The sequence below is a fragment of the Pseudoalteromonas sp. XMcav2-N genome, from assembly GCF_024124545.1.
Lineage (GTDB): Bacteria > Pseudomonadota > Gammaproteobacteria > Enterobacterales > Alteromonadaceae > Pseudoalteromonas.
Genome location: NZ_JAMXSF010000019.1, coordinates 62,704 through 88,725, shown reverse-complemented (window position 1 = coordinate 88,725; position 26,022 = coordinate 62,704). Strand labels below are relative to the sequence as shown.

Annotated in this window: 25 protein-coding genes; 9 read left to right on the top strand and 16 right to left on the bottom strand. The window is 50.1% G+C overall.

What is annotated here, in order from left to right; translation table 11 throughout:
- The first annotated feature begins 2 nt into the window (after nt 1–2).
- Nucleotides 3–1,115, top strand: coding sequence for a succinylglutamate desuccinylase/aspartoacylase family protein (locus NH568_RS20360; protein WP_253050371.1), 1,113 nt, complete (start codon nt 3–5; stop codon nt 1,113–1,115).
- A 305-nt stretch (nt 1,116–1,420) separates the two neighbouring features.
- Here the strand turns inward: NH568_RS20360 and NH568_RS20355 are convergent, their stop codons facing one another.
- Nucleotides 1,421–1,624, bottom strand: a complete 204-nt coding sequence (locus tag NH568_RS20355) for a hypothetical protein (RefSeq protein ID WP_138545198.1) — start codon at nt 1,622–1,624, stop codon at nt 1,421–1,423.
- 167 nt (nt 1,625–1,791) lie between these two features.
- On the opposite strand from NH568_RS20355, the gene NH568_RS20350 reads away from it, so the two are divergent.
- Nucleotides 1,792–2,814, top strand: a complete 1,023-nt coding sequence (locus NH568_RS20350; protein ID WP_253050367.1) for a phospholipase A — start codon at nt 1,792–1,794, stop codon at nt 2,812–2,814.
- 40 nt (nt 2,815–2,854) lie between these two features.
- Here NH568_RS20350 and NH568_RS20345 read toward each other — a convergent pair whose 3' ends face one another.
- On the bottom strand, nt 2,855–3,748 hold the full coding sequence (locus NH568_RS20345) for a bifunctional GNAT family N-acetyltransferase/hotdog fold thioesterase (protein ID WP_253050365.1): 894 nt from the start codon (nt 3,746–3,748) through the stop codon (nt 2,855–2,857).
- 215 nt (nt 3,749–3,963) lie between these two features.
- Between NH568_RS20345 and NH568_RS20340 the strand changes: the two genes are divergently transcribed.
- Nucleotides 3,964–4,653 (top strand): methyltransferase, encoded by a 690-nt coding sequence (locus NH568_RS20340; protein WP_253050454.1) that lies wholly within the window; start codon nt 3,964–3,966, stop codon nt 4,651–4,653.
- A 9-nt stretch (nt 4,654–4,662) separates the two neighbouring features.
- On the opposite strand, the gene dtd is transcribed toward NH568_RS20340, so the two are convergent.
- The 3 genes from dtd to NH568_RS20325 are packed head-to-tail and all read right to left on the bottom strand — an operon-like array spanning nt 4,663 to nt 6,982.
- Complete coding sequence (gene dtd / locus NH568_RS20335; RefSeq protein ID WP_253050363.1) at nt 4,663–5,100, bottom strand: D-aminoacyl-tRNA deacylase; 438 nt, start codon at nt 5,098–5,100, stop codon at nt 4,663–4,665.
- Between the two features lie 44 nt (nt 5,101–5,144).
- Nucleotides 5,145–6,086, bottom strand: coding sequence for an alpha/beta fold hydrolase (locus NH568_RS20330; RefSeq protein WP_253050361.1), 942 nt, complete (start codon nt 6,084–6,086; stop codon nt 5,145–5,147).
- An 11-nt stretch (nt 6,087–6,097) separates the two neighbouring features.
- Nucleotides 6,098–6,982 (bottom strand): virulence factor BrkB family protein, encoded by an 885-nt coding sequence (locus NH568_RS20325; protein ID WP_253050359.1) that lies wholly within the window; start codon nt 6,980–6,982, stop codon nt 6,098–6,100.
- A 108-nt stretch (nt 6,983–7,090) separates the two neighbouring features.
- Between NH568_RS20325 and NH568_RS20320 the strand changes: the two genes are divergently transcribed.
- The gene (locus NH568_RS20320; protein WP_138550858.1) at nt 7,091–7,753 is read left to right on the top strand and encodes a DUF2959 domain-containing protein; all 663 of its coding nucleotides are present in this window, start codon (nt 7,091–7,093) and stop codon (nt 7,751–7,753) included.
- Between the two features lie 55 nt (nt 7,754–7,808).
- Here NH568_RS20320 and NH568_RS20315 read toward each other — a convergent pair whose 3' ends face one another.
- Together NH568_RS20315 and NH568_RS20310 are read right to left on the bottom strand one after the other, a co-directional pair.
- Nucleotides 7,809–8,483, bottom strand: coding sequence for a hypothetical protein (locus NH568_RS20315; protein WP_253050356.1), 675 nt, complete (start codon nt 8,481–8,483; stop codon nt 7,809–7,811).
- An 84-nt stretch (nt 8,484–8,567) separates the two neighbouring features.
- Nucleotides 8,568–8,840 (bottom strand): hypothetical protein, encoded by a 273-nt coding sequence (locus tag NH568_RS20310; RefSeq protein WP_054014929.1) that lies wholly within the window; start codon nt 8,838–8,840, stop codon nt 8,568–8,570.
- Between the two features lie 207 nt (nt 8,841–9,047).
- Here NH568_RS20310 and NH568_RS20305 point away from each other — a divergent pair, with 207 nt between their 5' ends.
- The 4 genes from NH568_RS20305 to NH568_RS20290 all read left to right on the top strand — a co-directional run bounded on the left by NH568_RS20305 (nt 9,048) and on the right by NH568_RS20290 (nt 11,400).
- On the top strand, nt 9,048–9,437 hold the full coding sequence (locus NH568_RS20305; RefSeq protein WP_253050352.1) for an RNA-binding S4 domain-containing protein: 390 nt from the start codon (nt 9,048–9,050) through the stop codon (nt 9,435–9,437).
- A gap of 16 nt (nt 9,438–9,453) precedes the next feature.
- Nucleotides 9,454–9,894 (top strand): PaaI family thioesterase, encoded by a 441-nt coding sequence (locus NH568_RS20300; RefSeq protein ID WP_253050350.1) that lies wholly within the window; start codon nt 9,454–9,456, stop codon nt 9,892–9,894.
- A gap of 91 nt (nt 9,895–9,985) precedes the next feature.
- Nucleotides 9,986–10,210, top strand: coding sequence for a hypothetical protein (locus NH568_RS20295; RefSeq protein WP_253050348.1), 225 nt, complete (start codon nt 9,986–9,988; stop codon nt 10,208–10,210).
- Between the two features lie 98 nt (nt 10,211–10,308).
- Complete coding sequence (locus NH568_RS20290) at nt 10,309–11,400, top strand: NAD(P)/FAD-dependent oxidoreductase (RefSeq protein ID WP_253050346.1); 1,092 nt, start codon at nt 10,309–10,311, stop codon at nt 11,398–11,400.
- A 1-nt stretch (nt 11,401) separates the two neighbouring features.
- On the opposite strand, the gene NH568_RS20285 is transcribed toward NH568_RS20290, so the two are convergent.
- The 5 genes from NH568_RS20285 to NH568_RS20265 all read right to left on the bottom strand — a co-directional run bounded on the left by NH568_RS20285 (nt 11,402) and on the right by NH568_RS20265 (nt 17,225).
- The gene (locus NH568_RS20285; protein WP_253050344.1) at nt 11,402–11,911 is read right to left on the bottom strand and encodes a DUF4124 domain-containing protein; all 510 of its coding nucleotides are present in this window, start codon (nt 11,909–11,911) and stop codon (nt 11,402–11,404) included.
- The gene (locus NH568_RS20280; protein WP_253050342.1) at nt 11,908–12,699 is read right to left on the bottom strand and encodes a hypothetical protein; all 792 of its coding nucleotides are present in this window, start codon (nt 12,697–12,699) and stop codon (nt 11,908–11,910) included. Before NH568_RS20280 ends, NH568_RS20285 begins: the two co-directional genes overlap by 4 nt.
- Nucleotides 12,700–12,823: 124 nt before the next feature.
- A complete protein-coding gene (locus NH568_RS20275; RefSeq protein WP_253050340.1) occupies nt 12,824–13,564 on the bottom strand; it encodes a phosphoadenylyl-sulfate reductase in 741 nt (246 codons plus the stop codon).
- 64 nt (nt 13,565–13,628) lie between these two features.
- Entirely contained in the window at nt 13,629–15,353 is a 1,725-nt protein-coding gene (cysI, locus tag NH568_RS20270) for an assimilatory sulfite reductase (NADPH) hemoprotein subunit (RefSeq protein ID WP_253050338.1), read from the bottom strand.
- A gap of 54 nt (nt 15,354–15,407) precedes the next feature.
- A complete protein-coding gene (locus NH568_RS20265) occupies nt 15,408–17,225 on the bottom strand; it encodes an assimilatory sulfite reductase (NADPH) flavoprotein subunit (RefSeq protein WP_253050336.1) in 1,818 nt (605 codons plus the stop codon).
- 354 nt (nt 17,226–17,579) lie between these two features.
- Between NH568_RS20265 and NH568_RS20260 the strand changes: the two genes are divergently transcribed.
- Entirely contained in the window at nt 17,580–19,187 is a 1,608-nt protein-coding gene (locus tag NH568_RS20260; protein WP_253050452.1) for an endonuclease, read from the top strand.
- A gap of 102 nt (nt 19,188–19,289) precedes the next feature.
- Here the strand turns inward: NH568_RS20260 and NH568_RS24115 are convergent, their stop codons facing one another.
- From NH568_RS24115 to NH568_RS20240, 4 genes are all read right to left on the bottom strand, one after another.
- Nucleotides 19,290–19,919 carry a TetR family transcriptional regulator gene (locus tag NH568_RS24115; RefSeq protein WP_290444388.1) on the bottom strand — a complete coding sequence of 210 codons (630 nt, stop codon included), beginning with the start codon at nt 19,917–19,919 and terminating at the stop codon, nt 19,290–19,292.
- Nucleotides 19,920–19,939: 20 nt separating this feature from the next.
- Nucleotides 19,940–23,083 (bottom strand): efflux RND transporter permease subunit, encoded by a 3,144-nt coding sequence (locus tag NH568_RS20250; RefSeq protein WP_253050334.1) that lies wholly within the window; start codon nt 23,081–23,083, stop codon nt 19,940–19,942.
- Nucleotides 23,076–24,341 (bottom strand): efflux RND transporter periplasmic adaptor subunit, encoded by a 1,266-nt coding sequence (locus tag NH568_RS20245; RefSeq protein ID WP_253050332.1) that lies wholly within the window; start codon nt 24,339–24,341, stop codon nt 23,076–23,078. Before NH568_RS20245 ends, NH568_RS20250 begins: the two co-directional genes overlap by 8 nt.
- Before the next feature lie 374 nt (nt 24,342–24,715).
- Nucleotides 24,716–25,909, bottom strand: a complete 1,194-nt coding sequence (locus tag NH568_RS20240; RefSeq protein ID WP_253050330.1) for a DUF3103 family protein — start codon at nt 25,907–25,909, stop codon at nt 24,716–24,718.
- Nucleotides 25,910–26,022: the final 113 nt, after the last annotated feature.

Below are 26,022 nucleotides of genomic sequence, written 5' to 3'. Positions count from 1 at the left end.
TCATGAACACAATTACACAGCAACATATCCAGGTTGGGGAAATTGCCAATGGTCTGCCATTGACCATTCCCGTCTACCGCCTGCAGGGCGATGGCACAGGGCCAAACGTATACATCCAGGCAAATATGCATGGCGCTGAGGTGCAGGGTAATGCCGTGATCTATGCACTGCTGGAGCAACTGAAACATCTGACACTGGCCGGTGACATTACTCTGGTACCTTATGCCAACCCGATTGGCTGTAACCAGAAATCCGGTGAGTTTACGCTCGGGCGTTTTGACCCTATTACCGGGGTAAACTGGAATCGCATGTACTATGATCACAGTGCTCTGGTGCAAACCTGTCTTGCAAAGCACAGCCAGGCCCCTGATACAACGCTGATTGCGGCCTTTCGTGAACAACTATGCAAAGCAACCGATGCCTTACTTGATGCACCCGCACATACACTAAACACAGGCAAGCGGATCGCACTGACACTGCAAAAATTAGCCCATCAGGCGGACATTGTACTGGACCTGCACACAGGCCCCATTTCGGCAAAGCACTTATATTGCCCTGGGTATGCCAAAGACAGTGCACGCTATTTTGATATTCCCCATGTACTGCTGATCCCCAATGAATTCGATGGGGCAATGGATGAAGCCAGCTTCTGTCCCTGGTGGCAGCTGAGTGATGCGTTGAAAGAACAAGGTCGTGACCTGCCCGTCCCCGTAGAAGCATTTACTGTTGAGCTGGGCTCTCAGGAAAAAATTGATCTCGATGAAGCCGTTCATGATGCCAATAGTATCCTCAGTTACCTGACTCACAGAGAAGTGATAGCAGATGGCAGCCATCAACCAAAAGACATCAAACGTTACGCCTGTGCACTCAAAGATTACCTGACTTATTACGCCCCCATGGGCGGCATGGTGGAGTACAAAGCGCAGCTTGGTGGGCACATTAAAGCAGGAGAGTGTATTGCGCGGATTTTGCGTATGGAGCAATACTTATCCGAAATGCCCCTGCACAGCCTGACATTGACACAAGATGCTATTGCGATACTGCATTTCGCTTCGGCCAGTGTTAATCAGGGCACTGAATTATATAAGTTTTTCACTAACTACTACGAACTATAGTGGGCTTATGCGAATTGGCCAGAACCTCTGGTTACGTGGCATACAGAACAACACAACGATTGCGTGAGAGTAGGTGAGCAAGCCCTCACTTGCTAAGGTGAGGCGGCAACACACGTTGCCGCCGGCCTTTTTATACCAATTTGCTCAATTAAGTGTTCTATTTTGAGGCGAGAAAATAGGGTCGATAACCAGGCACAAATTTGCGAACTCATACCTTAGGTAAAGGTTCTAAATGAGAAATTTTTAACGCCGTTAGCGTCATATTTGCTCCTTCAAATTGAACAAGGTACTAAGTGAAACTGGTATTAATCCGGCATACAGATTTCGTTACGAGCAGAGTAGCAGTCCCGGCCAGTAGGACAACCCAGGAAAACGGCAGTATCGCACCCAAACGAGTTACAAGCTGGATAGCCAGAGGCTCCGCCAGCAATATTCGGTGTCTGAGCCAATCCAAGCTGCTGGTTATTACTCAGTTGTTTTATACATTTTTTGTTCAGTGATATTTTCATGTCCATTTCCTTTTATGTAGTTTGCTCAATTAACGTACTGCCATGTTGAATAAAAATCAACCACCCAATATCTTGACACAATACTCACGGTAAACTTTGTCCTTCTTAGTTTTCTCTACCATGATAAAATGAACGTTAATTGCTTTTGACTAAGGACTTCATCACCTATGAAACTCAGGATGCTCGCTTTCTTGTCTTTTCTGGCGTCCGCGCCGCTACAGGCCAGTGAACCGCAGGACCAGGATGACCTGGAGATAATAAAACAATGTGTACTGAACGAAATCATCGCCGGTGATCAACAACAAACCGTTGCCGAGCTCAAAACTTACTGCCAGCAACTACAAAAAACGAGCCTCAGTAAATTGGATCGCCGCATGGCGCGCGAGATGGTCACAGAGAACAACCGCAATGTGCTGACACCGCACAATCGCAACTATATCTTGCCGGTTACCTATGTCAAAAACCCAAATTCCAGGCCCTTTGATGGTCTGAAAGCCATTCAGGAAGAAGAAGGTGAGCCACTCGATCATATGGAGGTCAAATACCAGATCTCGATGAAAGTGCCCCTGTATCGACACTTTAAGGACAAAGACCAGGCAGTGTATGTCGGCGTAACACTGCAATCTTACTGGCAGCTTTATAACAAAGACATTTCCTCCCCGTTTCGTGAAACCAATTACGAGCCTGAAATCTTCTGGGTCAACTTCCTGGATGATGAAAACGTTCTGTGGGGCGACGAAATGGCCATTATTCTGGGTGCCTCGCATCAGTCAAATGGCCGCAGTCAGCCGAATTCACGCTCCTGGAACCGCATCTATGCCAATTTTATCTGGGAATATGAAGGCTTTGTGTTTAGTTTTAAGCCCTGGTATCGCCTGCCAGAAGATGATAAACCTGAGCCTCTGGTTGCCAAAGGCGATGACAACCCGGACATTCACAAGTACATGGGTTACTTTGAGCTCAGTGGCGCCTATCGCTACGGCGACCATGAATTTGGTTTTATGACCCGTAACAACTTCAACAGTGATAACCATGGTGCCATACAACTTGACTGGTCATTCCCACTGCTGGGCTCCTCTCGGGTGCGCGGATATGTGCAGTATTTTAACGGCTATGGCGAGAGTTTGATTGACTACAATGCCCATATTCAGCGTCTGGGCCTGGGTATTGCGGTCACTGATCTACTTTAACGTCACTGTCACGGCCTGCGACAGCAGGCCGTACAAGCATTTATTTGATAACGACAAACAAGCCTTCAAATTTCGCCACCAGCACATCACCATCATAGACATTTACCGGCACCCGGTATTTCGCTTTGCCCTCATTGTTGAGTGCACTCAGCTCGCCACTGCACTCGGCCAGCGTGACCGTTGCACTGGGCGCGGTGGTCAGCGGTTTAAGATACTGAATATTGGCGTCGGCCAGGACAATATTCCCTTCCAGGGCCTGCTCTTTGAGTGCCAGATAGGTAGCACCCCACCCGGTTAATGTCGCCATACTGTAGACCGAGCCTGCAAACATCGAATTGTGCAAATTCAGGTTAGCTTTCAGGTCTGCGCGAGTTGAAAACTGCCAGTCGGTGTAACTTTCTACCTTAATCCCCATCGCATCGCTGATAGGGATCGACTCGCGCCAGGTATCCTGTAACACCTGAGTCCACTGCGGGTGACGAAACCAGCCAGGCTCAGATGGACGTTGTTTAACCATTTTCCAGTGCTGCACATCGCCATAAGACAGATGGGCTTTTTCAATCATCTGGTAACCATGGCGTTCATAGAATGCCAGTGCTCGTTCTCTGGCAAACAACACCAGCTCTTCGGCTTGTTGCGTCCAGGCTATTTTTTCCAGCTCATGCAACAGCCGACTGCCCAGATGATGGCCACGATGTGCCTCATCAACCGCCATATAACGGACTTGTGCCTGCTGTTGATTATTGAAATGCAGACGTGCCACACCAAGCACCTGACCTTCGTTATTTTTGATATAACGATGTTCGGCCTCCTGCTCAAGATCATCCTGCTCGCTGCCTCTGGGCTGCTCCCAGGGGGCCCGTAAAACCTGCCATCGTAGTTGATAATACGCTTGCCAATCTTCACTGCTCTGTGGCGCTGTTACTTGAAACATGGTGACTCCTGTGCTTTTCCTGTCGCCGAGGCGATACGCCCGGCCTGTGCAATCTGATCCCACTCTTTAACGGGGAACTTTTGTCTAATTTATGGACCTTACCTTACAAGAAAAGTGTGCAACAGGGAATGATCGGCCAGATTTGGCCATTTTGTCATGTAAATTCAACGCAACGCGGTGGCAGAACTGTGAGGCCAAGCTATGCTGATGTAACTATGCAAGATTTTATTACCGAACCCGGCACTATCAGTAACGAGTTTGTACACCAGAGCCATCAGCTCGGGCATCTGTTGTATTGGCATAAACATGGCAAAATCAGCATACAGGTACGCCAGGAAAAAACCTTACGCTGGTTACTGATTAACGACACGCTGCAATCCGTGATTGAGCTCAATCATCCGGAGAAACTGCTTTTTCCACATTTACAGGTGTTAGCCGCGCTGTGGAAAAAGTGCCCCGCTCCTGGCAAAGTACTGGAACTGGGTCTCGGCGCAGGAGCTATCCGGGATTATCTGCATATCAGCTATCCGGACTGTCAGATCACCTCTATCGATAACAACCCTGATATTATTCACTGTTATAAACGTTATTTTGGTGGCGATCCTATCTCAAATGTTAGTTGTAGCGATGCGTATCAGGCGCTCGAGAATAATGGCCATTATGACTGGATCATCCTGGATTTGTTCAGTCAGCTCGATGCCCCCCGATTTTTGTACGAACACAAGTTTTACACACAAATTCGTGCCACCCTCAATGAAGGCGGCCGTTTATATATTAATTTTCTTGCAGAACATGATTCGCAACTAAAACAGCTGGAGCACCTGCTTATTACCAACTTTGGCAAAAAACCCTTCGTACACAAGGTGCCTGATTACGCCAATCACATTATTTCCTTAACCCGTTAGCCCTACTCGTCAGACCGACAAATTAAACGTGACCGGACCGTCATTGCACAGGGTCACCTGCATATCGGCAGCAAACCGCCCAGTGGCCACCCGTAACCCCGATTCCTTCGCCTTTGCTACAAAATACTCGTACAGTGCTTCGGCTTGTGCCGGTGTGGCAGCAGAAGAAAAGCTCGGGCGCATGCCTTTTTTGGTATCCGCCGCTAAAGTGAACTGAGACACCACCAGCAGCTCACCTCCGATGTCTCTCAGGCTCAAATTCATTTTTCCCTGAGCATCTGTAAAAATACGATAGTTACTAATCTTGTGTAACAAGTTGTCTGCACTTTTTTGGTCGTCAGCCTTCTCCACCCCGAGCAATACCAGGATCCCCTGACCAATTTGACCAACACACTCGCCCTCAACGACCACATTGGCCTGACTGACCCTCTGAATTAATCCCTGCACGCTTACCTCTAAAAATCATCACGTCATTAATATCCACGATGCCGCTAATGTGCCAGCTTACATAACAGCAGATCGGCGGCACGCCGTATGGCTTCGGAATATACTGCATTTGTGGCGCAGTGCCCAACTTCTTCGAGGATCAGCAAACGCGCATTAAGCTGCTCTGCCAGAGCCTGAGCCATCGCAAAACGACAGACATAGTCATGGCGGCTATGGATCATCCACACAGGCAAACTTGCTATTTTATCGGCCTGATGGAATATCTGTTGTTCCTCAATAAAACAGCGGGTATGAAAGTAATGCACCATAATCCGGGCTTGCTGGACCACAGCCTGTTCATGATCCAGCTGATAACGTTGCGCCTGGCTGCCAACGCTAAGCTGACGATCCCAGTCATGCCACTGCTGCGCAGCGCGGCGCACCGCCACTTCATCATCACAATGCAATAGCTGGGTATAACGGGACAATACCGCTTTGTAATCCCCTAGTCCCTGACTGAAAACCTGATAACGCTCTGGATAGAACTGTGCCCCGGCACCGCTGATCCCATAGAGCCACTGCAAATCACTTTGGCACCCCAGAAAGGTCGCCCATAGCACTAATCCCTGCACTCGCTGCGGATAGCGCTGCGCAAACAAGAGGGCTAACGTGGCGCCCCAGGATCCCCCCGCCAGTACGCACTGACTGATATCTAAGTACGACAGCAGACTGTCTATATCCTGGAGCAGATGTTCGGTGGTGTTGTGTGTAAGTTGCTGGGGGGAAGACTGGCCACAACCGCGCTGACTAAACAAAATAATACGATAGCGCTGTGGATTAAAATAACTGGCAGACTGACGACATAAACCGCTGCCCGGGCCACCATGACAAATAATCACAGGCAACCCGGTCTCCAGACCAAACTCTTCTACCTGTATTTGGTGTCCATGAGACACCGCCATATGAAAACTGCGTCGTGGCGATTCCAGCCGATACAATTGAGTCATTGCACACCTCTTTATTGTGGTGTGTCTTGTTCCTCGCACTCCTTTTCGGACAAACAGGCAGTAAATTCAGCACCCAGCAGCACCACCATCCAGGAGAGATAAACCCAGACGAACAGAATTGGCACTGTGGCCAGCGCACCATAGATCACCTCATATGAGGGAAAATGGCTGATATACAGAGCAAAGCCTTTTTTGGTCAGTTCAAATAGCAAAGCCGCAAAAAATGCCCCTGGTATCGCTGCCTGATAAGACACGCGTGTATTTGGTACTAAAGTATAGAGCATAAAAAAGCCTGCCATGGAAATAACATAGGGCAAAAGCTTCAGCAAAAAGCCACTAAAGCCTGGGATCCCCTGATCGGCAAACGAGACCAGTGACACAATGTAAGATGTTACGCCAATGCTGGCCCCCAATAACACGGGACCCAAGGTCAGGACCATCCAGTAAATGGCAAAGGAAATCATCATTGGTCGTGACTTTTCGACTCGCCAGATGCGATTCAATGCGGCATCCACATTGCGGATCAATAACAGGGCAACCGCCGTCAAAAAGCCAATCCCCACAGCGGTCATCTCGTTAGCATTGCCAGTAAAAGCACTGATATGGGATTTAATGGTGTCTGTTGAGGTAGGCACAAAGTTATTAAAAATAAAGTTTTCAATGGCATCTCGGGCATCCTGAAAACCAGGAAATGCACTGAAAATCGCCACCCCAACTGCCACCAGCGGGATGAGTGACAGCAAGGTCACATACGCCAGATAACCGGCGTTGATCGTCAGTTGATCTTCCTGACAGCGTCTAAAAAAACGCTGCCACCAGTCGGGCTGACGTCTGACCATTGCACGACCTTGCAGGTTCAGACGCTGCAACCGCAAGCGCCATAATTCATTCATCATTACACAGGTTTACAGAGTGAGTTTTGCACATCTTACCAATCCCAGTCATAATTCATAGGGTCAGATTTAAGTATAAGCCGTTATGTATCAACTGCATTAGGAAAGCCGATGAACAATTCTGTAATAAAAACGAGCCTCATAATCTTAAGCCTGAGCCTGCTCAGCGCCTGTCAAAGCGCGTACTACGCAGCCTGGGAAAAAGTGGGGGTGCATAAGCGTGAGATCTTAGTGGACCGTGTAGAAAATACTAAAGAAGCACAACAGGCAACACAACAAGAGTTTCAGTCTGCCCTGGAACGCCTGACCACCTTGATCAACTTTGATGGTGGCGAATTACAAAGTGTGTATCAACAACTCAATGATGATTATCTCTCCAGTGAAGCCGCTGCGCAGGACGTACGTACAAACATAGACAAAGTAGAAGATGTTGCAGAAGCCTTATTCTCTGAATGGCAGGATGAACTGGCTCAATACTCGAGTGCCAGCCTGAAACGCCAGAGCGAGCAAAAGCTCCGTCAGACGCAACGTCAATTTGACAAGCTGCTACGTTCGATGCGCGCCAGCGAAGCCAAAATGCAACCCGTTCTGGATTCACTCAAAGATAACGTGTTGTACTTAAAGCACAACCTTAACGCACAAGCGATTGCCGCCATCAAAGGCGAATTCAGTGGTTTGAAGCGGGATATTCAGTCGCTGATCAGCGATATGAATCGCTCGATTGAAGACTCAAACGCCTTTATTGCCAGTATGAATAACACCAACCAACCGTAAGCGAGACGCCATGTTCAGCAACGGTTAGCGCTGTCAGTTAACCGTTGCTCCCGAGCTACTCGGCATAGATCACCTGCAAATCACAGTTAAAGATTGGGATGGAGGCATAACTGCGATGGCCCATTACCTGGTAAGTGGCAGCGGGTTTCTCTCCGAATCGCGTCTGCACTGTGTGTGAAATAACTTGATAGGCTTGCTGCATGGTCCCCTGACCGCTATCCCAAATCAGAGTTAGATACGGATCATTGTAGAGCCACTTCCCTTGCGTCATTGTGCCCGTAAGCAACCAGTCTCCAGTTGTCTTTAGCTCAACCTGAAATGCATCCAACGCGCAATTGTGTGAAAACACCACTTCAGGCAGAGCCACTTGCGCCAGCTCACCGGGAAAGTACAGGCCGTAATTTCCTTCACTGAAACGATGATATTCGCCGTTAAACTCCTGCACATTGAGCCCGCTATACCCTAACGCTTGTACCACCTCAGACAGCTGCGAGATCAGCACATCATTTTGATCCGCGGGAAAACGATTCAGGCGGACAGTATCACTGTCACTGTTGTACTGTGCAGGCACAGCAAGGTCATTCAACACATAGTTTATATTGGCCTGTTCCAGCTGGCTCACCAGCTGATGTTGTTTTGTGTCGTCCAAAGAGGAGTGAAACACATGTACCACAGGCTGACTGCTACAGGCGCTCAAAAATAGGCACCCTGCCACTGACCATACTTTCATGAAAATTCCCTGTTCTTATTATTATGGTTTGAGTAGACCACAGCCGCCCGACATCTGTCCATTGTGCCATCGCGACTTACAGCATCAGTGACTACGCGTCAGCCAGTTTTGTACCGCGGTTTTGGGATACACAATTTCTTTAAACAAGCGATGACGCTCAAATTTAAGATCGCTCTCCTGACTGGGTAAACCAGCTTGAACCTGGCTGTGATGCTCATTGAATCGTGAGATCAAAGTCAGTTTGTCTCTGCCCTGATTGAGCTGAGTGTTGAGATAGCCACGCACATCATCTGCTGTCATTAACCCCAATGCCTCTAAATTCATCAGGTCTTTTTTTAATGCAGAACGGATCCCCATGGAATGTCTCCTGTTGTCATAATTTACAAAAGTCGCAGCGAATCACTGCCAAAAGCCTCGACCAATGGCCGCCCGACTTCGTATCGGCGTGCAAGATACACACCAAATGCTGCAATTACATTAAAGACACCACGATGTTCGAAAAAGTTTCGTGGTTCACCGCAGCGTCGCGCTATACTGTCGCAAAACATCCAATGGGGTTGTGATATGAATCAAGATTATATTGAAATCGAGCTCGAAGAAGAGCCAATTGAACTTTGTAACCTATTAAAAGTATTAGACTTTGCAGAGAGTGGTGGACAGGCCAAGCAACTTATCGCCGCCGGATATGTGGGCGTCAATGGAGAACTTTGTACGGTTAAACGCAAGAAATTGTACGCCGGAGATACCCTCTATTTTAACGAAGAAGCCTTTATGCTGACCCTGGCTGAGGGCGCAGTGCCCGCAGACCGTAGCCAGCCACCCCCCCCACCGGCGCACCAACACAGTGCACCTTCAGCTACTGACAAGGGCAAGCAGGCTGGCAAAAAGCGACGCAATAAGCAAAAGAATAATGTGGACAGCGTCACAGGCAGAAAACCTATTTCGTTTGGATAATACAGGAGATCACACGGTGAGTATCTGGTATCGCCCGGTCACACTAGCACAATGCAAAGCTCTGGATGAGGGGCTTCATCAAAAAGGCACGCTGATGCAAACCTTAGGGATCAGCATCAGTGAAATTGGCGACGATTATCTCGTTGCCACTATGCCCGCTACTCCGGCACATCATAATCCACTGGGCATGGTCCATGGTGGCGCCAATGTCGCGTTAGCCGAAACGGTGGCCAGTTATGCGGCTAATTTTGCTGTCGACTTTGAACGTTTTTACTGTGTCGGACAGGAGATTAACGCCAATCATCTCAAGGCTTCTCGAAACGGAACGCTGACCGCCACAGCCCGTCCCTTACACCTTGGTCGACGCACCTCCGTATGGGAAGTAAAAATAGTCAATGCGCGTGATGAATTATGCTGTGTGGCTCGCATGACGGCGGCAGTCGTCGAGCGACGCTAGTCCTAACGTCACCGAAATTGATATAGCGCAACCCGTTTTACTCTTTACAATATCACAATGATCTCACCCCCAGTTTGTGGAGGCTGAGATCATGAAGAAACAAAAACGCCTGATTATTATTCTGCACTGTGTGATTGTATGCGGCCTGTTGCTGATCTTCACAGGACACACTCTGCTGAGCGCTCAGTGGTTGACGGCACTCGGTCCCAAGGGATATGCACTAGGAGCGGCCTGTATAGCCATAGGCCTGATCTGTTCATTACCTACTAAGATTTATCTGACGATTCTACTAATGCGCCGAGAAAAGTCAGACTAATCGGGATTGCACTGCAACCCAATTTGCCACCAGTGGCTTTGCCTATGCGTGGGCATTTCGCTACAATTTTGCCTTCAGTTGCTCATTCAGAGACATCCATGGACCATATAGATACAGTGATCATAGGCGCAGGGGTCGTTGGCCTGGCCATCGCGGCGCGCCTCAGTCAGACCCGTTCCGTTCTGGTCATCGATCAGATGGGACAATTTGGCGAACATACCAGTAGTCGCAATAGTGAAGTGATCCATGCCGGTCTTTATTATGCTGAGCATAGTCTCAAAGCACGTTTGTGTGTCCGTGGTAAAGCCTTGCTGTACGCGCATTGCGAGCGCTTCCATGTTCCGGTGAAACGGCTTGGCAAAATTTTATTCGCGCGCACGACACACGAGCTGGATAAACTCGCAGCCATCGAGGCGCAGGCAAAACGCAATGGCGTGCATGATCTGACGCCACTCAGCCAGACACAAATTGCAAATATGGCTCCTGGCCTGCACACCAGTGCGGCGTTGTTTTCACCTTCAACCGGGATTGTCGACAGCCACCAGTTGATGCTGTCTTTAGTCCATCAGCTTGAGCACGCAGGTGGCAACCTGGTCTGTCACACCCGCTTTGAATCGGCGGAAAAAACAGCGTCAGGATTTGCACTGACGTTAAACTGCGACGGTGCCCCCTTTGAGCTGAGTTGCAATACTCTGATCAACGCTGGAGGCCTGTTTGCACAAGACAATGCTCAGCGCATCGCGGGGCTTGGCAAAGACCAGATCCCACAAAGCCATTTATGCCGTGGTCAGTATTTCTGTTATCAAGGCCCCCACCCCTTCAATCACCTGATCTACCCGATGCCTGAACAGCATGGTCTGGGGATCCATGCCACTTTAGACATGGCAGGTCAACTCAGGTTTGGGCCCGATACCCAGTTTATTGACAAGCTGGATTACCAGGTTGATGCACAGGCCAAAGCCCGTTTTGTGCAAGCAATACAAAGCTACTGGCCCGCTCTGGACCCTGAGCGGCTGCATCCCGACTACGCGGGGATCAGGCCCAAGCTTAGCCGCGAAAAGGGGCAGGATTTTATGATTGAAGGGCATCAACACCACCAGGTTGAAGGACTCATCAACCTGTTTGGTATTGAATCACCCGGGCTGACCGCTAGTCTGGCGATCGCCGAGTATGTTGAAGTACAACTATAGGTTAAATGCCTTCGAGCTTCTTGCTGCGCTCCTGCATTAACTTTTCAACGTTTTGTGCATCCTGGATCAACTTTTTAATGTCAGTCGGACTCATGTTTGCTGGTAAATCTTTCGGGATCCGGCCGGCATCCTGCTGCTCTTTTAGCTGCTTGAGAATGTCAGTATTTTCCGCCGCCATGATGGTGATCTTGCTGGGGTCCAGTGTCATTTCTTCACTCTGCCCACGCGCATTGGGGCGGTCTGAATAGTGCCAGTTGCCCTGTGCATCCTGCCATTTATAGATTTTTGCGGGTTTGTCCTGCGCTGCCGGTGCATCTTTACTGCTGACCATATCCACAGCTTTGTCTAGTTGCTGCTTAGATTCATTCAGCACTTGCTGTGCCTGAGTCTGCGCCTTGCCGAGGATATCATTCAGGCTCAGCCAGGTGCGCCCATCAGGGCGCTTTAAAACAAACAATGACGCCACACCAATCAGCATCACCATAATTAACAGATAACTTGCGTACTTCATTGCGGCACTCCTTTTATATCGAGGCCATACTTTAACAGTATAGAGCGATATTCGGTAGAGTGGCGAAAGCGCCCAAAGAAATCTCGAAATTGCGCACAGCTACGTAACCCCTGTTCTGAATGATTGAACTGTAGTTGTAAAGGCGCGGTATCAACCACTTTATGTACTTTAAGCGCGGTAATAAATTTAGGATTACTCAACTGCAGCCAACGGACCGCAGGCAGGCTCATCAGTGCAAAACGACGGTCTTCTTTCACAGGCGACGCCAGCGCATCCAGCATCTCCCGTTCCGAGTAAAACAGCTTTTGCTGAAGCTGTCCAAGCGCCAATGCCTGCTCAACCGTCGGATAGGTATAACCAAATCGCCCGAGCATAATAAAGTCCTGATAATCCTGGGTGGGCACGGTGGCATTCTGGTGTGTGATCAACACATCCTCTACCCAGTATAATCCCTGGCTCCAGCACATTGATGTTTTACCCCGATACCAGGACTCGGACTCCATACGTACCTGGATCTGATTATGGTTGATCAGCTTTTTTGAGCGCTCTTCCGGGATATAGTCCACATCCAGCGGTTTACCCTCAGGCGTAAAGTGTGCCAGCAGCTCAGGGATCACACCGGGCCGATTGGGGTCGCCAGTGACAAAGGGGGGAAAGGCATTATAAGGCAAAGCAACACGCAATACCGGTAACTCAGTTCCGGTCGGAGGAAGGGGTGATACAGCAGCCTGCCCAGTGATTGGCACCAGCCACAGTAACAGACCAAACAGACTGTGTATTGTGCGCATCGCAGTCACCTTCTCTTTCCCCTCGTTAGTCACAGTGTAGCGTTTGCAGCCCAATAGTGACAAAAAAGCGGACCGGGCTATGTGGCCGGGTCCGCTGTTATGATTGCGATCTGATAAGAATCGACTAAATGCCGTCACCATCAATATGTAAACCACATTCCCGGTTTAGACCAAAGAAGCGCGTTTCTTCTTCGCTCATACCCGGCTCAAGTTTACGGGTGGTATGCACATCACCCATAGACACATAGCCTTGTTCCCATAACGGATGATAAGACAAGCCATGCTTGGTCAGGTACTGATAGACGTCACGGTTATGCCAGTCGATAATCGGATACACCTTCACCGTGCCACGACTGATCTCTAAGATCTGTTTGTCGGCACGAGTCGAAGACTGCTGACGGCGTAAACCACTGAACCAGGTCCCGGCCTGCAACTCGTTCAGTGCACGGGTCATCGGCTCTACCTTATTCAGGGTGTTATAACGCTTAATGCCCTCTTCGCCCTGCTCCCATAGTTTACCAAATTTGGCTTCCTGCCATGCCGGGCCCTGTGTCGCACGATAGACTTTCAGATTCAGGTTAAGCTGCTCTGTCAGTTCATCAATAAAGCGATAGGTCTCGGGAAACAAATAGCCGGTATCGGTCAGGACCACCGGGATATCCGGACGCTGACGGGTTACTAAATGCAGCATCACCGCTGCCTGGATCCCAAAGCTGGACGATAAAATCGGGTTATCTGGCAGGTTTTCCAGTGCCCAGATCACACGCTCTTCAACACTTTTCTCAGCCAGCATACCGTTCGCATCATTCAATAATGCCTGTTGCGAGGCTTTATCCAGCGTTAAGATTTGCTTAAAGTCACTCATTACTCATTCCCAGTATTCACCACCACACAAAAGCTGTGGTCAAAGGCGCCGGGCGCCTTCTAAATTAAGCATGGAAGTCGGTTTTAGATACCTTCACTTCGGCCACAATTTCCTTACGGATCACAAAGTCACCAAAACACTCATCCGGCTGACGCTCTTTGGCCCACTGACCTATCAGCTCATCCAGTGCCGGCAGATAAACCTCTTCACCGACATTTTCCAGATACAGTTTCGGGATCCGCGTACCGGCACGGTTACCGCCCAGATACACGTTATATTTGCCCGGGCCTTTACCTACAAAGCCAATTTCTGCCAGCATGGCACGACCACAACCATTTGGACAACCAACCACACGCAAGATGATGTCGTCATCAGCAATTTCATGTTTGGCCAGGATCGCTTCGGTTTTTTCAATCAGATCTGGCAGATAACGTTCAGCTTCTGCCATGGCCAATGGACACGTTGGCAAAGACACACAGGCCATCGAGTTTTTACGCTGCTCGGTGTGCGCATCATCAATCAGGCCATGTTCACGGGCCAGCTGCTCAATTTCAGCCTTTTGCTCAGCAGGCACACCCGCGATGATCAGGTTCTGGTTCGCCGTCATGCGGAAATCGCCCTGATGGATCTCGGCAATCTTGCGACAACCGGTTTTCAGTGGTTTGCCCGGGTAGTCAAGGATCCGGCCACTTTGAATAAACACCGTCAGGTGGTGCTTACCATCAATGCCTTCAACCCAGCCAATACGGTCGCCACGATGGGTGAATTCATACGGACGGCTCGGCGCAAAGGCCACACCGGCACGTTTTTCTACTTCCGCTTTAAACGTATCGGTGCCAAAGGTATCCAGGGTATATTTGGTTTTCGCGTTTTTACGATTCGCACGATTGCCCCAGTCGCGCTGTACGCCAACCACATGCTCGGCTACCGCCAGCGTGTCGTCCAGGCTGATAAAACCAAAGTCATCCGCCTTACGTGGGTAGGTGTTCACATCACCATGGGTCATGGCCAGACCACCACCAACCAGGACATTGAAGCCAACCAGCTTGCCGTCTTCAGCAATGGCTACAAAATTCAGGTCATTGGCGTGGACATCCACTTCGTTGTTCGGCGGAATAGTCACTGTGGTTTTGAATTTACGCGGTAAGTAAGTGCTACCTAGCACCGGCTCTTCTTCGGTGGTTTCCTGCTTTTCACCATTTAGCCAGATCTCGGCGTAGGCACGGGTTTTTGGCAGCAAGTGCTCAGAAATACGTGCCGCCCACTCGTAAGCTTCCTGGTGCAGTTCAGACTCAACCGGATTGGTGGTACACAGTACGTTACGGTTTACGTCTCCCGCGGTGGCGATGGAGTCAATGCCCACATCGTTCAGCGTCAGGTGCATTTCTTTAATATGTGGTTTCAGTACACCGTGAAACTGGAAAGTCTGACGTGTGGTCAAACGAATGCTGCCATACTCAGTTTTTTCTTCAGCAAATTTGTCAATCGCCAGCCACTGGTGTGGCTTGATGATCCCGCCCGGCATCCGCGCACGTAACATCACATTGTGCATAGGCTCCAGCTTTTGCTTGAGTCGCTCGGCACGAATATCACGGTCATCCTGCTGATACATGCCGTGGAAACGGATCAACTGGAAGTTATCGGCGGTAAAACCACCCGTTAATTGATCGCCCAAATCATTCGTAATGGTGCCACGCAGCAGGTTACTCTGAGTTTTCAAACGCTCGTTATCAGACAGTTTGGCGTTCGGGTCGAGCTTACTGTTGGGTTTGTAATCGCTATTGCTCATCTTTATTCCTAAATTCTTACACTGTGACGGTGTGTACTGACTAATCCCGCAGGATTAGTACACGTCTTTTTGATAGCGACCCTCGCTGCGTAGCTCTTTGAGATACTCTTCAGCTTCCTCGTCGCTCTTACCTGCATACTGCTTAACGATGTCTACTAATGCCTGATGAACGTCCTTGGCCATACGGCTGGCGTCTCCACACACATAAAAGTGCGCACCATTTTGCAACCATGTATACACGTCCTGACCCCTTTCGCGTAAACGGTCCTGAACGTAAATTTTTTCTGCCTGATCCCGGCTAAAGGCCAGATCAATGCGATTCAGTACGCCCGACTTCACGTACTTTTGCAATTCAACCTGATACAGGAAATCCTGGGTAAAGTGTGGGTTACCGAAGAATAACCAGTTGTCGCCCTCAGCATCGCGTGCCTCACGCTCTTGCAAGAAGGCGCGGAATGGCGCAATACCGGTACCCGGGCCAACCATGATCACGGGGGTATTGTCATCAGCTGGTAAACGGAAGTTGTCATTGTGCTCGCTGAACACTTTAATTTGCGTGCCTTCCTCAACGCGATGCGCCAGGAAGCCAGAGCAACCCCCCTGATGGGTTTCACCAAAAGCATCAAACTCCACCAGACCCACTGTCAGGTGCACTTCTTCTTCTGCTTCAGCCTGGCTCGACGCAATAGAATACAGACGTGGCTGGATCTTACGACAGCTGTCAACCAGTGCCTGCGCACTCAGCGTACCTGGCTGTTGTTTGATAATATCGAAGATCTGACGCGCTTCGATGTACTCACGCAGCGCCGCCTTATCACCGGCCAATGTACTCAGCTCTGCGTTATTCGTTGCAGCCGCATACTTTTCGACAAAGCCAGGGTAAGACTGAGTTAATTCAAGCTTTTCAACCAGGGCAGTGCGCAGTGTCAGCGTCTCGTTGCCCAGCGCCACTTCGCTGTCGCCTTCAAGACCAAGCAGGGCGAGCACCTCGTCCACACGTTGTTCGTCATTGAGGAAGAAGACACCCAGTGAATCACCTGGCTGATATTGAATGTCAGACCCTTCGAGCGAAATTTCGACGTGGCGAACATCTTTGGTCGAGTTACGGCCGGTGATCTTCTGCACCACAGAGATTTCTGCGCTGAACGGGTTTTGTTTAGTGTACTGGCTGGCATGGGCACCGGCCGTTGCCAATGGCATGGCCACGACGTTAGCACCGCCTTGTTCTTGCTGTGCCTTTAGCGCAGGTTCAAAGGCATCGAGTGCACTGTCAATCCAGGCTGTTGCCTGCTCTTCATAGTCTACGTCGAGATCTGCACGGGCAACCACAGACTCGGCACCCAGCTTTTGCAAGCGCTCTTCAAAATCAATGGCAGTCTGACAAAAGAACTCATAGCTTGAGTCACCCAGGCCCAGTACCGCGATTTTGACGCCGTCCAGCTTAGGGGCTTTTTTGCCAGCCAAAAAGGCATGTAGGGTCTCAGCATCTTCGGGAGGTTCACCCTCACCATACGTTGAGACCGCAACGGCAATAAACTGTTCTTTTTTCAGGGCTGAAGGTTTGTAATCAGCCATATTGACCAACTTGGTTTGCAGGCCACGTGCTTTCGCGGCACTTTCTAGTTGCGCCGCAACCCCTTTGGCATTGCCCGTCTGAGAGCCGTACAAAATCGTCAAAGGTGCCGCTTCTGAGGCAGCTGCAGGTGCCTGTCCCAAAGTCCCCGCAAGTGCGGCAGTGTTGGCATTGGCAGCCAGATAACCACTGACCCAGGCCTGCTGGATCGGATTAAGCTCCGCCACTAACCCCTGTAATTTTTGCAGTTGTTCTTGTGTCAGCGGACTGGCCGCGGCACTGAGTTGACTTAACAACATGATGATTGTTTCCCCATAACCCTTATATAGCTTGCCCCGCCGAACTGCCTGCGGCTCCACCGCACAGACATGCAATTCGGTCATTTTCTTAGCATGCAGGATACGCAACTCACTGCGCGACAAAAAGAACAGTATCTGCTTTGTTATTCCATTTGGTTATGGATATCCAAAAACTCCAAATAAAACAGATTAAAAATCATTGTACCGATTTATACAATTAAAAAGTTAACGACAATGTAACAAAACTCCTTTAAACTCCCACTCGGTTTTTTACAACCAAACAACAATATTAATTAAAAAACAGAACACGGGAATAATAAAATGATTACAATAAAAGGGCCTTTGCGCCTGACAATGGGCCTGGCTGGCAGCGCGTTAAGCCTGCTCAGTACCATGGCATGGGGACAGGTAGACAACGGTGATTTCGAACAATGGCAGCTGGGTAAACCCAGCAACTGGACCACCATTGATTCGGGTATCTCATTGACTACCGAACAGAATCGCGTTTACAGCGGACAGACGGCTGCCGCCGTCAATGTACTGACGACGACGCAGGGCAATACAGATCTGGCACAAACCGTCACGGTTGAAGCCGGCAAAACCTACACCTTCAGTACCTGGGTCTATCATACTGAAGGTGGCGTCAGGGCTCGTCTGGTCGCTGACGGTTATCACAATTATTCGGATCCGCAACAATTAAACCAATGGCAACAACTGAGCCACGATTATACGGCGACCAGCAATGGCCAAATCACCGTGGGTCTGCGTTTTTATGACATCAGCGGATTTGACGGCAATGAAACCGTCTATATTGATAACTTCCAGCCCAGCGGGACCACAAGCACACCACCACCAACCGGCGGTGCCTGCCAGGCCAATGCGCTGACCTTCAACCTGACCACAGACAGGTATGGTGAGGAGACCAGCTGGGTCATAAAAAATGCGTCCAATACGACCGTCGCAAGCGGACAGAATTATGGCGCCAGTCAGAACTATAGTGAAAGCCTGTGCTTAACCGATGGCTCATACACTTTTACTATATCTGATAGCTATGGTGACGGTATTTGTTGCAGTTATGGAAACGGCTCATATAGCCTGAACGGTCCATCCGGGACGATAGCGTCGGGTAGTCAGTTCACTTCGTCGGCTTCGCACAGCTTCACGCTGGGTACTGGCGGTGGTGACGGTGGTGGTGATACTCCGACTGGTTACTACAGTGCTGCAGCAGGTTTATCGGGTTATGCTCTTAAAACTGCCCTGCATAACATCATTGCCAGCCATAATAATCAGGGCTACAGTGCCATCTGGTCGTTCATCGATCAGTACGAGCGCGACCGCTACTTCGAGAACAATGGTACGGTGCTGGACCGCTATTCAGAAAAGCCATCAGGAACAGATAGTAATGAATTCACGGCCATCAGCGATCAATGTGGTACCGCCCGTACCGAAGGTGACTGCTACAACCGTGAGCATTCATTTCCGAAAAGCTGGTTTGGTGGCAAAATTGAGCCAATGAACTCTGACATTCATCATATCTTTGCCTCCGACGGCTATGTGAATAACCGCCGCAGCAGCTTCCCGTTTGGCGAAGTCGGCAGCAGCACTTATGTCTCAAGCAACGGCAGTAAAGTAGGCAGCGCCTCTGGCATAGGGTACAGTGGCACCGTGTTTGAGCCGATTGATCAGTTCAAGGGTGACTTTGCCCGTGCCTACTTTTATATGGCGACCCGTTACCAGGACCGCATTGCCAGCTGGCAAAGCTATTCCACCAATGGGGATGCCGTGCTCAATGGCAGCAGTGATCAGGTGTTCGAGGCCTGGGTTGTTACTATGCTCAAACGCTGGCATCAGGCCGATCCGGTTGATGCACTGGAGCGTGCCCGCAACGAAGGTGCCTATCAGTTTCAGGGCAATCGCAACCCGTTTGTGGATCACCCTGAGTTTGTAGAGCAGATCTGGTAATTTTCACCACTATATTGATACAAAAAAGGTTCAGCGCACAAGGCCGTGGCTGAACCAAACCAAAAAAGGCAGACATCAGTTTGCCTTCACAGGTTTGCCTTTTTATCCATCGACTTTCAATCCACCACCACGCAAAATCATCCTGACCGTCTGGATCACAGTCTGAGACAATATGCCCTCGCGGGTTGTGAGCCATTGAAACAAAGCACCGACCAATGCATTGAGCAGTGTTTGACTCACCACTTCGATGTGCGCTGTATCAGGGCGTGGACCCTGCCACTGGCTTTCGTCCATTTCAGTAATAAACGCAGTAAAAATATCACGGGCTTTCTCGAGATCATCCTTATCCCGCTTAAGTAACGCACTGAACTCATCGGTATATTCACACTTAAACAAGATCACTTCCTGAAAAGCGATCAGGGCCTCCGATTGTTCCAGGGTCTCGAAATAAAAAGCGATTGCTTCAATCAGATTCGCGCTACTGGGCACCATGGTTTCCAGCTTGTGCTGCGCCGCCTCGTCCAGAGGCAACGCATACTCCTGGGTGATCGCCTCCAGCACTTCCAGCTTATTCTTGAAGTGCCAGTAAAACGCCCCTTTGGTCACGCCCGCAGCCTTAGAAATATCCATCAGGGTCGTGTGTGCGACCCCTTTTTCACTGAACAGTTGCAGTGCGGATTTGATCAACGCCAGGCGCGTCTGCTCGGCTTCTTCTTTGGTTCTTCTGGGCATCAGTAGTTTCCATCCAGATATTAAACAGGCTTATCAGATAATGGTCGCGAGACTAGCATGTACATTGCCGGAATGACAATCATGGCCACCAGAGTCGATGCCAGCAAGCCAAATATAATTGCAAAGCACAGTGGGAACCAGGTCGGGTCGCTCAGTCCCAACGGCACCAATCCCACTATGGTGGTGATACTGGTGCCAATTATGGGCCTGAGGCGGTCCGCCGCACCGCGGGCACAGGCATCTCTGAGCCCTACCCCGGCTTTAATATGACTGTTTATGGTGTCCAGCATCACGATGGCGTTGTTGACCACAATCCCCACCAGTGCAATTAACCCTATCATGGCAGGGAAGGAGAACGGGATTTGGAACACCCAGAATCCGCTAAAGGTGCCAATCAATGCCAGCGGAATGGTAAACAGCACCACCAGTGGCTGTTTGAATGAGCCCAACGCTAAGGTCAGAACCGCAAATACCATCATGATTGCCAGCACAAACACCACCCCGGCGGAGCCATAGGTTTCTTCGGCGTTTTCCGCTTCTCCCGCATAGCTATACCCATATCCCTCTGGCCAGGTTTGCTGCCAGGCCTGCAGGTGGGGATCAAGCTGTGCAATCACTTCACCAACGGTGATCCCTTCTACTTTAGCTTTGATAGTAATAGCACGCTGAGTCTGGGCATGCGTATATAGTGGCGGCACCGCATCAATCTCATATTCCACCAGGTTGCCACCGGGGACCAGCTCCCCCTCAGGGGTAAATAAACTGATCAGGCTGATCTCGGCCATAGACTTAGGGCCGCCGATATCTTCATCCCGGCTCTCCCAGTATGTACTGAGTCGGATCTTCAGGTCGTCCTCCGTCCCCGCAAGTTTAAACTTGCCGTATTCATCCGCTTCGGTTGCCAGGCGCAGCTGACTGGCAAAATCTTGCTCGGTAATACCGTGAAAATTCAACGCTTCCCGGTTGGCCGTCAGTCTCACCTGACTTTGCCACGCCCCCAGGTTATTGCGCACATCAGTCACCCCATTAATAGTAGCCAACTGCTGCTGAACCTGACTGGCATACGCCGACAGCTGCGCCATATCGGAACCACTGAGCACAATTTGCACGGGGTCATCGTTGCTGGACCCGCCCACTTCAGGTGTAAACAGCACGGTAATACCGGCAACGTCGGCCAGCGCCTCGTTCAGACCCGCTCTGAGCTCAGGCACGTATTCATAGGCTAACTGGGTGCGCTCGTCCTTAGGCACGAATAATGCCGAGAACCCCACCAGATTCGGATTTTCATTGAGCAGTAGCTGATCACTGATGGAGCTGATTGCTCTGGGGCTTTTTTTGCCCACGTACATAGTCACGTTTTCAAAGTAGGGTAGCGTGGCCAGATATGCACCAGCCCGCTCGGCCACCGAGCGACTTTGTGCCAGTGTCGCATCCGGCCCCAGCTCTATGGTGATAGCAAGGTTTCGGCCATCCGCCTTTGGATAAAGCAGCGACGGCAGCGAACTCATCAGCCCAATTGAGATCAGCCACACAATAACGCTGCCAGCAACCCAGGTGCCCGCAAGACGACGACTGCGCAAGGCAAACCGATTCAGCCAAAGCTGCAAACGCTGCCCGGCGACCTGAGTCAGTTTGTCAACCTTACTCATCTGAGCCTGTTTGGCGTTGCTCAGCAAATATTGCGACAGAGGAATACAGATCACAAAGGCAATCAGATAGCTCAACACCAGACACAACACTGCGGTGATGGGGATTAGACGAATAAACTTACCATCCACACCGCCGATGGCCATCATAGGTGCCATCGCCAAAATGGTGGTCAGCTGGCCTGAAAACGCAGGCATGGCATAGGTCTTAACGGTTGCCAGCGCCGCTTCCTTAAATGACAGGCGTTTGCTGTAGAGGTTATCGTGCATCCCTTCCATCACCAGAATGAAAACATCCACCAGCATGCCCAATGCCAACACCATACCGATGATCATCATGGTATTCAGGGTATAGCCGAATAAACCCAGGATCATCAGCGCCCCCAAAAAAGTGAGCGGGATCGCAGCACCGGCGATCAGTGCTTCCCGCCAGGTGAGCAACACCATTAAAATGATGAACACCGCGAGCATGGCCTGCCAGATATTACTGAACACATTGGCAAAAGACTCATCAATCAGGGCGCTTTCATCGCTGATGATCTGCACTTTCAGACCCTCCGGCCAGAACCCCTGCTTCTGGTACTCCGCCATGGCTGCTTTCACTTCATTGATAAGCGTAATAGTGTCAACACCCGGACGTTTTTTCACCCCAAGTGACACTCCCTGGGTAAAAGGTTCTCCCAGTTCAGAGAAATACGTTTCGCTTTTAACTTTATCCAGCCCTTTGTAAACCAGCGCCACTTCTTCAAGCCGGATCAGGCGATTATCGCTCAGTCGTGCAATCGGCAATTGCTGCAATGCCCTGATATCATCGAAACGACCCGCCAGATACAAACGATGAATACGATGACCATCGTCATACTCCCCCCAGCTGGTATCAAGGTTGGCCTCCTCAATGCGCTGGCGGACCAGATTGGGAGATATTTTCAACGACCTTAACCTGTCCGGCAGCATGCGTACATGTACGACCGTTTCCCGATAGCCGCCCTTATCCACCTTTTTTACCCCAGGTTTGGCCTCCAGACGCTTTTCAATGGTTTTAACCACCAGACTGAAACTGGTGTCATCCAGCGAGCCATACAGCATAAATTCAATAATCGGCGTATCATTCACTGAGACCTGTTCGATTAACGGAGTTTTCACCGCACCGGGAAATTCAGCTTTGCCTTCATCGACTTTCGCTCTTAAGCGCTGCATCGCCTCATTCATCGGTTCATCGGACTTGAACTCCACGGCAATCACGGCATAAGAAAACTGTGAGCCACTTTGCAGCTTTTTAAGCCCCTGCAAACCATTGAGCGCGTCTTCCAGGGGTTTAGTTATCTCCTTTTCAACCTGCTCTGCGGCCGCCCCCGGCCATTCAACCGTAATAATGGCCTGGGGTATTTCAAGGTCCGGATAGTTTTCTTTCAACATGCCCGAGTAAGCCAGTACCCCGCCGACCAACAAGATGGCCAGCAACAAAGTTGAAATGACTTTATCGACAAACAGTTTATGTGCCAGACCCTGCTTATTCATCGGTCGCTCCCACAGCACGTACCGCGCTGCCATGCACCAACAGGTGCTCACCGTTCACGACCACCCGCTGGCCGGCGTTCAACCCGGCCAGGATCTCGATACGATGGAGATCTTCGATACCCGTTTCAACTGCCGTCAGTTGTGCTTTATTCGCTGCGTTGATCACGTATACAAAAGGCTGGTTGTTGCGCATCATCACAGCCTGATGTGGTACGCTTAAAGCCTGTGGTTTTTCTGCCACCTTGATCCAGGCACTGACATGCATGCCATCTTTGAGGTTCTGCGCGCCTGTAAAGGTATGCACTTTCACTTCAATCGCACGCTTATTCAGGCTGATACTCGGGCTAACAGAGAAAATCTTACCCAGACTGATATCCCCGGTGGTGAAGCCACTGTTAGCTGCATTCAGCAGCTTCTCATTGCTCCAGCTCAGATATACAGTTTGTCCTTCAGCCAATTTGTCGGCAGCGTAATAAGGTACGTTTAAAGTGACCTCGTACTGACTGGTGTCGATCACCACCATGGCCGCATGCATTTCCCGGTCTTTATCTGACATCACCGCTGCTGGCCCTGCCCAGTAATCCCCCTGGCGAATATTGACCGCTCTGAGCTGACCATCAAAGGGCGCAAATATGCCAGTCTTTTCCAGATTCACTTTACCCTGATTCAGCTGGGCCTGCGCCGCCAGCTTCTGACTTCGGGCAGAGTCCAGTGCCGCAGTCGCGGTGTGCATGGATTGCTGCGCATTCAGCAGCTCAGTTTTCACGGCTTCAAAACGCTCTTTAGCAATGAGCTTGCGCTCCCACATTGATTGTGCACGCTCAAAACTGGTTTTCGCCAGATTATGGTTGTTCTGAGCCTGATGCAGCTGCGCCCGCGCCTGCTCAATGCCCAGTACCGCGCTGCGCAGTGACGCCTCATAGCCTTTAACGGCTTCCGCGCCGGTGCGTTCATCGACGCGCGCAAGCAGCTGACCAAAACGCTCTCCGGGTTTAGGTCCGGTGACAAAACTGCCCGCGCGCAAGCGGTTGCCACTTTGGTCGTCAGCCAGAAAGACCACCTTGCCGCCGCTTTCAAAATTCAGGTACTCGCGGCGGATCCCTTGTGCAATCCCTTCTGCAAAGGCCCAGTCTCTGATCGTCTGTTTACTCGCCGTACTTGCCTCAACGGCATAGGCCCCTGCTTTATTATCTGCATAACCTGTTTTGACTAGCAGCAAACTCATCATTGTGGCCGCAATTACTAAATATGGTTTCACACTCACCCTCTTTTACATACCCCATGGAATGTTTGAATTATATACATACCGGAACGTATGTAAATATGGGTTTGTGTATTTTCTCAGCAAAGACGATATCGCAAGTGGGTTAAAACCGTCTATCGGATGCCGTTAGGTAAACAGCTTTGGTATTAAAATTTAAGTTAAAAGAAAAGGTTAAAGAAAGAGAATCGTGGTCAGTATGACGTATGCAAACTATGTACATCGCTCAAATACAGCGCCAGAAAAGAAAAAGCGAGCATACTCAAGGTATACTCGCTGAAGAATAAAAAAACCGGTCTAGTCCGTTAGACCGTAACCTACTCAACGGGTTGTGAGCTAATAAGCTAAGGCAATGGGCTGGCCACTGGCTGTTATCTTGGCTCTATGGTTAAGGGAGATAATGTGATTTTTGCATTATTGCTGGCGCCCATATACCCGCTATAGTTCTGGCCTTCAAACAAGGTATAAAACACATCAACGTAGTCATCATCATTGCTGAACCAGTGATCTGGCATCGCTTTGATCAGCTGATTAGTCAGCTGAGGAATAATCGCATAACCCTGTACATTGGGATCCGGAATGGTGCGCATGACCTGAGTGACAATATCCAGGAAAGTCGTCGCTAAATCTTTGTAGTTGGTGTTGTCATCCTGCTCCATGAGCAATACATCAGCCGCTTGCCAGCGATAACGTTCCCAGTGGATAAGGATTTGATTCGGTGTATAGTCAGTGCCGTCATGGTCAAGGTAGGGCATATCAACAATATCCAGAACCGGCTCATCGCGCGACGGGCTCACACCGGTGACAATGCCATACACTTCAGCCTTACCCAGGATCCACGGCTCCTGATCATTGTTTAGACGAATACGCTTCAAAACGCTGGTCGAAATGGCTTCAGACTGAGTCGTCATCTGGTTCGCTTGGAGCATATCGCGAGATACACGCTCAGCGCCCTGTGTCTGTCTGGCGCTGCTAAAAATATCCTGCATCACGGCCAGGCCTTCGCGACGTACCTGTTGCAGATCCAACTCAAGCACAAGCACAGGACGCTGCGGCATTTGCTGGGCATCCAGCAGATGAAGCTGACCGTCACTGTCATAGGCCTCTACGTGGATCCAGGTCTTATCATCCCCTTTAGGTGCAAAGGCGATCAGCGGCTCTTCGCCTTCCTGCCATTGGCTCAGCATGTCTGCAGAGGCCAGACGTAATTGATACAGGTTGCTGTCACTTTGCGGCAATCCTTTCAGTACCCTGGTCTGTGTGCTTGCCTGGCCGATCAGCGATTGCGCCTGTTGCGATACCTGCATGTCCTGCACAGTCAGGCGAGACTGGCTTGCCAGTGTTGACTGCCAACGCGAACCCTGGCTTGACAACTCTTGCGCCAAAGACTTCGCCATCACCTTCTTAATATCACTGACCTGAAAAGCCTGTGGATTAAAGCGATCAATTTGTGCCAGCGGCGCTGCCAGGTTATTCACGGTATCTACCGGGGCTGCGGTTGCGCTCGCTGCTGCACTCAGGCTCAGGGCCAGTGCAGATAAGGTCATCTGAGATATGCGTTTCATTGTTATAATTCTCCAGAAATAATCCTGTTCTGGCCTCACCTGAACCACGGGAAGCCACCTCTCGTGTGCCAAATCAAGATAAAACACGAAAATCAAATTATCAACACATTAAT